Below are 6,955 nucleotides of genomic sequence, written 5' to 3' on the forward strand. Positions count from 1 at the left end.
GCCCGCACCACCCCCACCACCGCGATCAACCGGCATCGCCCGGGTGGCGCAGGGCCAGCTCGGCCTGTGGGAGGGCATCGGCGACGACCCGGCCACCGGGCCCCGCCGCATCTCCGCCGGCGTCGCAGCGGACGACGACAGCGTCGCAGCGGACGACGACGGCGGGGGAGCGGACGACGACGGCGGGAGAGCGGGCGGCGGGGGAGCGGGCACCAGCGGCGCGTTCGGGACCGGGCCGCTGACGGCGGACGGCCAGCTCGACGCCGGCTGGCTGCATCGGGCCGCGACACCCGGTGAGGCGCTGCGCCGCGCGACCAGTCTCGCCGCGCTCGCGCTGCACACCCAGGACCGTCAGCAGGCAGCGCTGGGCAGCCTCCCCGACCGGCGCGCCCGCCCCGGCCGGATCACCCTGGCGGTCCTGACCGCCCGCGCCGAATCCGCCGCGGAACTGCTTGTCCGTGAGCTCGAACGCGACGGCCTGCCCGTCGACCGCGCCACCGCCGAAACACTGCTCGGCGAGCTCATCGGCCCACCACCGCGCACCGACGCCGACGAGCTCACCGCCCGCCGCCGCCGCGACGCCCCGGTCCTCACCCACCTGCGCGGGCCCGTCGACCTGCGCAACCCCGCCGCCGTGCGGGCCGCCCTGCGCACGGTGGGCATCGACGTCCCCGACACCCGCTCGGGCCGCCTCGAACCGCTGCGCGACGCCCATCCCGCCGTCGCCGCGCTGCTGACCTGGCGACGCACCGAGCGCATCGCCACCACCTACGGCCACCGCTGGCTCGACACCCACGTCGGCCCCGACGGGCGGCTACGCGGCGCCTGGCACGCCAGCGACGGCGCCGCCGGGCGGATGACCGCCCAGGCCGGCCTGCACAACCTGCCCGCCGACCTGCGTGTCGCCGTCGTCGCCGAACCGGGCCGGGTGTTCGTCCGCGCCGACCTCGGCCAGATCGAACCCCGGGTACTCGCCGTCGTCTCCGCCGACCAGGCCCTCGCCGCCGCCACCCAGGCCGACGACATGTACGCCCCGGTGGCCGCGCAGCTCGGCCGCGCCCGAGCCCAGGCCAAGATCGCCGTGCTCGCCGCGATGTACGGCCAGACCACCGGTTCGGCTGGCGAGGCCCTGCGCCGGATGCGCCGCGCCTACCCGACCGCGCTGGCCTTCCTCGACGCGGCCGACGCCGCCGGCCGCGCCGGCCGCGACCTGCGCACCTTCGGTGGCCGCCGTCTGCGCCTCACCCCCGCGGCGGGCCCACCCCGGGGCCTGACCGACCCGGCACCGCCCGACGAGGCACCCACCGGCGGCATCCCCGAGACGGCCCGCGGTCGCTTCGCCCGCAATGCCGTCATCCAGGGTCCCGCCGCCGAGCTGTTCAAGGCCTGGGCGGTGACGGTCCGCGCCGAGCTGCCCGCCCTCGGTGGCGAGATCGTGCTCTGCCTGCACGACGAACTGCTCCTGCAGGTCCCCGCCGCGCACGCCGAAGCCGCCGCCGACCTGCTGCACCGCTCCCTGGCCGCCACGGCCGCCTACTGGGCCGCGGGCAGCGGGGTGCGGTTCGTCGCCGACGTGTCGATCCTGCGCCGTTGGTCCGACGCCGCCCACTGAACCCCGCGTCCCACTTACCCCCTCAAGATAATCAACGCTGTTGACGAAACGGCAACCATCTTGATCATCTTCACGGATCACCCAGAACAGCAACCTGGGGGAGAGTCGCCCGCTCGAGGGTGCTGCTCGTGCCGGTCACTTCCGGTCACTTCCGTTCCAGTGCGGCGAGCCGCAGCTCAAGCTGGTCAACCCGGTGCCGTAGCAGGGTGACCTGGGCTTCCAGGCTGACTTCCCGTTCCGCCCTGCGCTGAATGCGCGGTGACGCGGCGGCGCGCTCGATCACCGCGTCCAACTGGACCAGGCGCTGCGGCCCGTTCGGGCCGTCCGCCAGCCGGGACTGGATCTCGCCATTGCGGTACCAGGACCGCAGGGCCGAGCGGGAAACGCCGGTTTCGGCTTCCGCCTTGGCCAACGTGACCCAGGGTGTCTCGTCCAGCTGCTCGAACAGCTCCAGCTCATTCTGCCAGCGTGCGAGCCGGTCCTCCCAGTCCGACGGTGTCTCCATCACACCCTCCCTTCAGCAGGGTGACCATATCAATAACAGTGTATTGACATGGTTGAGACCATGGAGCCATGCCATTCGAAAGGTTCACGGTGGAAGCTCGCAGGGTGGTTGTCACGGCTCAGGAGGAGGCGAGGCTGCTCAAGCACACCTACATCGGTACGGAGCACATCCTGTTGGGGCTGCTCGACGCGCCGGACAGCATGGCGGCGAAAGTTCTGCACCAGCTCGGGTACGACAAGGAGACGGCGCGGGTCGATATCGCCGCGGTGGTCAAGCCCGGCACGCAGGAGCTGAGCGGCCATATCCCGTTCGCGCCGAGCGCGAAGAAGACGCTGGACCTCGCCCTGCGCGAGGCGCTGCAGCTGCACCACACCTACATCGGTACGGAACACATCCTGCTCGCCCTGGTCAGGGAAGGTGAGGGCGTCGGCGCGACGGTACTTGCCGAGCGGATCAATCCGATCAGCAGGATCCGTGCCGCGGTGCTGGCGTCGTCGCAGGGATCGCAGGACGTCGCGGTCAGCCCATGGCCGGCCGGCACATCTGCCACCGAGGACACCGTGTCCGCCGCCAGCGCGCTGGCCGGTGGCGCACCGGTCGGCAGCCATCACCTGCTCGAGGCGATGCTGCGGGCGGAGAACAGCATGGCGGCCAAGGTGCTGCGCGCACTTGGGGTCGACCCGGACGCGGTCGCCGCCAAGATCGACGAACTGGATCCGGAGACGACCACGGACGCGAACCCGGAGGAGGCCGCCGCGCGCACGATGGAAATCCGGCTGGTCGACGATGAGGTGCACCTGATCCTGCGGGACCCGACAACGGTCACGGTCGCCAAGAAGGTCACCGAGCTGTCCCACGGCCCGATCCAGGGCGTCGGGCCGGTCGCCGGCATGTTCGTCCCACTCTGGCAGTCGACCAACCAACTGCTGCTGCAGATCCAACGTGTGCTGGAACCGGAACCCGGAGAAGAGGACGGATCCGCCGCGAGCAACGTGGCCAAGGTCGTGCGCACGGTCCTCGCGCCCCGGCTCCGCCGGTGAAGCGGCTGATCAGCTGCACGTGAACGGCATCGACGCCGTCGTGTACGAACGGGATTCGCATCCGCCGACCCGTGGCCTGCTGTCCTTCGCCGACGGCCGCAGTGCGACGTACGACCTGCTGGTCGGCGCCGACGGCGCGGACTCCCGGGTCCGCGCGCTGCTCACCGACGCCCGACCGGTGCACACCGGCCACAACCTCGTCGAGCTCGGTATTGCCGACATCGACCGCACCCACCCCGACCTCGCGGCGAGGGTGGGGCGCGGCAACTACTGGGTGCTCGGCCACGGACAGTCCCTGTCGGCGCAGCGCAACGGCGACGGCCGCGTACGCATCTACCTCAGCTTCTACAACAGCGACGAGGACTGGTTCACGACCAGTGGGATCCCGTTCGGCGACCCGGCCGCCGCCCGGGTGCGGCTGATCGACCTGTTCACCGGCTGGGACCCGCGGTTCACCGCACTGATCGCCGCCTGCGACGACACGGTCCTACCGCGGTCGATCACCACTCTCCCGGTCGGCCTGACCTGGCCGTCGAGGCCGGACGTCACGATGCTCGGCGATGCCGCGCACCTGATGCCACCGGTGGGGCAGGGCGCCAACATGGCGCTGCTCGACGGCGCCCTGCTCGGCCTCGCGCTGGCCGCGCACCCGGACGACGTTCCCGCCGCCGTCGAGGAATACGAACGCGAGATGTTCGCACGCACCAGCGCCGCCGGCCGGCAGTCCGCACACATGCAGGACATCCGACCGGCCTGGGTTCGCGTTCGTGTGCCATAACAGCTTGTGTGACAGCGCCCGACTCCCCGGACAGCGTCGAGACCGTCTTCGACCGGCGCGCCGCGACGTACAGCAACCACACCTGGCACGTCCGATACGCCGAACGGCTCGTCGCACTCGCCGCCCCCACCGCGGGTGTGCGCATCCTGGATGCCGCCACCGGTACCGGGCTCGCCGCGATCGCCGCCGCCCGAGCCACGGGGCCGACCGGACACGTGGTGGGCGTCGACATCTCCACGGGCATGCTCACCCGAGCCCGGCAGGCGATCACCGCCGCCAGGCTGACGAACATCGAGCTGGTCAGGGCGGACGCCACCACCCTGCCCCGGTTTGGCGACGGCTCGTTCGACCTGATCCTCTGCTCCGCCGGTCTGCTCTACCTGCCGGTCCAGGCGACCCTGAGGGAATGGCACCGGCTGCTGACGCCAGGCGGACAGATCGGATTCTCCACGATAGGCGGCGGGTTTTCCCGTCACGGCCAGGCTCTTTCGCGACCATGCCCGCCGCCACGGCCTGACCCTCACCGACCCGGCCACCGCCCTGGGGACGCGGACGCGATGCCGTCAGGCACTGCGCGACGCCGGATTCACTCCGGCGACGCTGGCGGGGGAGACCATCCGCTTCTCCTCACACGACCTGGAACACGCCTGGGAGGCCCACGCCCGCGGCCCACACCACGACGCGGTCGCCACCCTCACGCCGAAGCAGGCAGAGACGTTCCAGCGCGACTACACCAAAGCCCTGGCCGATCTTCTCCGCACCCACGTAGACCACCTCCTCACCGCGGAAGTGATCTTTGCTTTCGGTGAACGGTAGGCACTCTGTGGCACGTACGTCGGCCGCGGCGACCGGGTACGGCGGCGATCGGCCGGGAACTCGGATGTCCTGGCACGGGATTGATAATCCTGAGGTGGAGTCGTCCCGCGGTCGTGTCGTGCGTGCGCTCGCCGACCTGGTGCTGGCCGCATGCCAGGACCGGGTGCTGCGCGTCGCGATCGACGGCCCGGACGCGGCCGGTAAGACGACGTTGGCCGACGAGCTCGCTGGCACGCTCACGGATCGAGGCCGGCCCGTCATCCGCGCCAGTGTCGATGGTTTCCACCAGCCCCGGGACACACGTCGGCGCCGAGGGCCGTTGTCGCCGAAGGGCTACTTTCTGGACGCGTTCGACTACGCGTCTCTGCGGCGTCTCCTCCTCGACCCGCTGAGCCCCGCCGGTGACCGGCGCTACCGCACGGCCGCGTTCGACCATCTCAGCGACTCCCCGCTGGACTGCCCCGCCCGCGAGGCAGGGGTCGACGCGGTGCTCCTCGTCGACGGGGTCTTTCTCCTGCGCGACGAACTGCGCGACTACTGGGATCTCACCGTGTTCCTGCAGATCAGCCCCACCGAGTCGCTACGCCGTGCACTCCGGCGCGATGTCATCCTCCTCGGCTCGCCCGCCGAGGTCCGCGAACGCTACGAGGCGCGCTACCTACCTGGACAGGAGCTCTACCAGGCCTGCGCCGCGCCCCGGGACCACGCCGATGTGTTGATCGATCACGAACATCCGCAGGATCCCCGAGTACTGCGCTGGCCCGCGTGAGGAGGCCCTGAGCCGTCGACGGCAGGCGAACAGCCCGGCGTGCAACCTCACCCCTCCGGCGTGGGGCACGGTGAGCGGGCCGTCGACCATCCGGTTGTTCTTCATTAAGATAATCAACACTGTTGACGATGTATCACACCATGATCAAAAACAAAACACAAAGCCATGCCCCTAAGCACCGGGGGACTCTGCATGATCGACATCTGTATGATCAACATGTCATGATCGACATGTTGGACCCGACCGTGCTCGGCCAGAGTTGATCTTTTGAAGGCGGGTGGATCGGAGACCTGGCTGATCCGCCGGCCGTGGAACTTGCGGGTACCGGCTCGGGATTCCGTCTGTCGCCGCTGCCTGCCGTCCCAGGGTTCAGACGATGGGGGGAGCAGTCGACATGGTTCTACTTGACATAATGTGCATTATCGGCGCATGCGGTGGGGTGGTGGTTGTTGGGGTTTGGGGTTGTCTGGAGTGGTGAGCTGGTGGTGGGCGAGCCGGCCGGTGCGTGGGTGCACCGGCGGCGGCCCGGTCGGTGGTTGGGGTGGGTCAGTGGGTGTCGAGGTCGAGGGCGAGGCTGTTCATGCAGTAGCGCTGGCCGGTGGGTCCGGGGCCGTCGTCGAAGAGGTGACCGAGGTGTCCCCCGCAGTGGGCGCAGCGGACCTCGGTGCGGATCATGCCGTGGGAGCGGTCCTCGACGAGTTCGACGGCGTCGGCGACGGCGGGTTCGGTGAAGCTGGGCCAGCCGGAGCCGGAGTCGTACTTGGTGTCGGAGGTGAACAGGGCGGCGCCGCAGCCGCCGCACCGGTAGGTGCCGGTTTCCTTGTTGTGGGTGTAGGCGCCGGTGAAGGGGGGTTCGGTGGCGGCTTGGCGCAGGACGGCGTAGCGCTGGGGGGATAGTTCGGCGCGCCACTGCTCGTCGCTTTTGATGACGTTGTCGGGGCCGGTGGTGGCGTGGTCGCTGGTGGTCATGGCGTCACGGTCCTTTCTGGGCGGATTCGTCGGCGGGGTGGATCCGTCGGTGGACGGGTGCCCGGGGTTTGGTGGGGTTACTCCCCCGGTCTGGTGTGGGTGGTGCGGGTCAGGGGTGCTGCGGCGGCGACGCCGCCGAGGGCGGCGGTGGCCATGGCGGTGCCGAGGGCGGGTGGCAGGTGGCCGCGGGCGGTGGAGGTCGCGAAGACGGAAACGTCGGCGGCGTCGGCGATCATTCCGGCCCACAGCCAGGTGGTGGTGTCGCGGTTGGTGGTCAGGGCGGTGAGTAGGCCGGCGCCGAGGGCGAGGTCGCGGATGCCGGCGAGGCGGGCGACCCAGGCCAGGTGGGTGGCGGTGAGTCGGTCGACGCCGGTGATGCGCAGGGTGTCCACGGCGCGGGTGAGGGCGAGGGTGCCGACGGCGCAGCGGGTGATACCGAGGGTGGCGATGTGCAGGGTGCGCAGGG

Annotated in this window: 8 protein-coding genes and 1 pseudogene; 5 read left to right on the forward strand and 4 right to left on the reverse strand. The window is 70.7% G+C overall.

Translation table 11 applies throughout. From position 1 onward, the window contains the following. Positions 1-1,612 (forward strand): DNA polymerase (locus NBZ85_RS25105; RefSeq protein WP_261562707.1); only part of this gene is annotated, 1,612 nt, incomplete at its 5' end. Positions 1,613-1,757: 145 nt separating this feature from the next. Here NBZ85_RS25105 and NBZ85_RS25110 read toward each other — a convergent pair. Continuing rightward, positions 1,758-2,117 (reverse strand): excisionase, encoded by a 360-nt coding sequence (locus tag NBZ85_RS25110; RefSeq protein ID WP_261559483.1) that lies wholly within the window; start codon positions 2,115-2,117, stop codon positions 1,758-1,760. Between the two features lie 104 nt (positions 2,118-2,221). Here NBZ85_RS25110 and NBZ85_RS25115 point away from each other — a divergent pair, with 104 nt between their 5' ends. The 3 genes and pseudogenes from NBZ85_RS25115 to NBZ85_RS32840 all read left to right on the forward strand — a co-directional run. Next, positions 2,222-3,157 carry a Clp protease N-terminal domain-containing protein gene (locus NBZ85_RS25115; RefSeq protein WP_261559482.1) on the forward strand — a complete coding sequence of 312 codons (936 nt, stop codon included), beginning with the start codon at positions 2,222-2,224 and terminating at the stop codon, positions 3,155-3,157. Positions 3,158-3,176: 19 nt separating this feature from the next. After that, positions 3,177-3,935: an FAD-dependent monooxygenase gene (locus NBZ85_RS32835; RefSeq protein WP_261559481.1), complete on the forward strand. Its 759-nt coding sequence runs from the start codon at positions 3,177-3,179 to the stop codon at positions 3,933-3,935. 8 nt (positions 3,936-3,943) lie between these two features. Then, positions 3,944-4,339: pseudogene (locus NBZ85_RS32840) on the forward strand (class I SAM-dependent methyltransferase); the annotation flags it as partial. Positions 4,340-4,562: 223 nt separating this feature from the next. Here NBZ85_RS32840 and NBZ85_RS32845 read toward each other — a convergent pair. After that, positions 4,563-4,709, reverse strand: coding sequence for a hypothetical protein (locus tag NBZ85_RS32845; RefSeq protein ID WP_261559486.1), 147 nt, complete (start codon positions 4,707-4,709; stop codon positions 4,563-4,565). A 106-nt stretch (positions 4,710-4,815) separates the two neighbouring features. Between NBZ85_RS32845 and NBZ85_RS25135 the strand changes: the two genes are divergently transcribed. After that, positions 4,816-5,520, forward strand: coding sequence for a nucleoside/nucleotide kinase family protein (locus NBZ85_RS25135; protein ID WP_261562710.1), 705 nt, complete (start codon positions 4,816-4,818; stop codon positions 5,518-5,520). Positions 5,521-6,066: 546 nt separating this feature from the next. On the opposite strand, the gene msrB is transcribed toward NBZ85_RS25135, so the two are convergent. Then, positions 6,067-6,489, reverse strand: a complete 423-nt coding sequence (gene msrB, locus NBZ85_RS25140; RefSeq protein ID WP_261562708.1) for a peptide-methionine (R)-S-oxide reductase MsrB — start codon at positions 6,487-6,489, stop codon at positions 6,067-6,069. A 77-nt stretch (positions 6,490-6,566) separates the two neighbouring features. Beyond that, positions 6,567-6,953, reverse strand: coding sequence for a hypothetical protein (locus NBZ85_RS25145; RefSeq protein WP_261562709.1), 387 nt, complete (start codon positions 6,951-6,953; stop codon positions 6,567-6,569). Positions 6,954-6,955: the final 2 nt, after the last annotated feature.

This window comes from Frankia tisae (genome assembly GCF_025403405.1).
Classification (GTDB): Bacteria; Actinomycetota; Actinomycetes; order Frankiales; family Frankiaceae; genus Frankia; species Frankia tisai.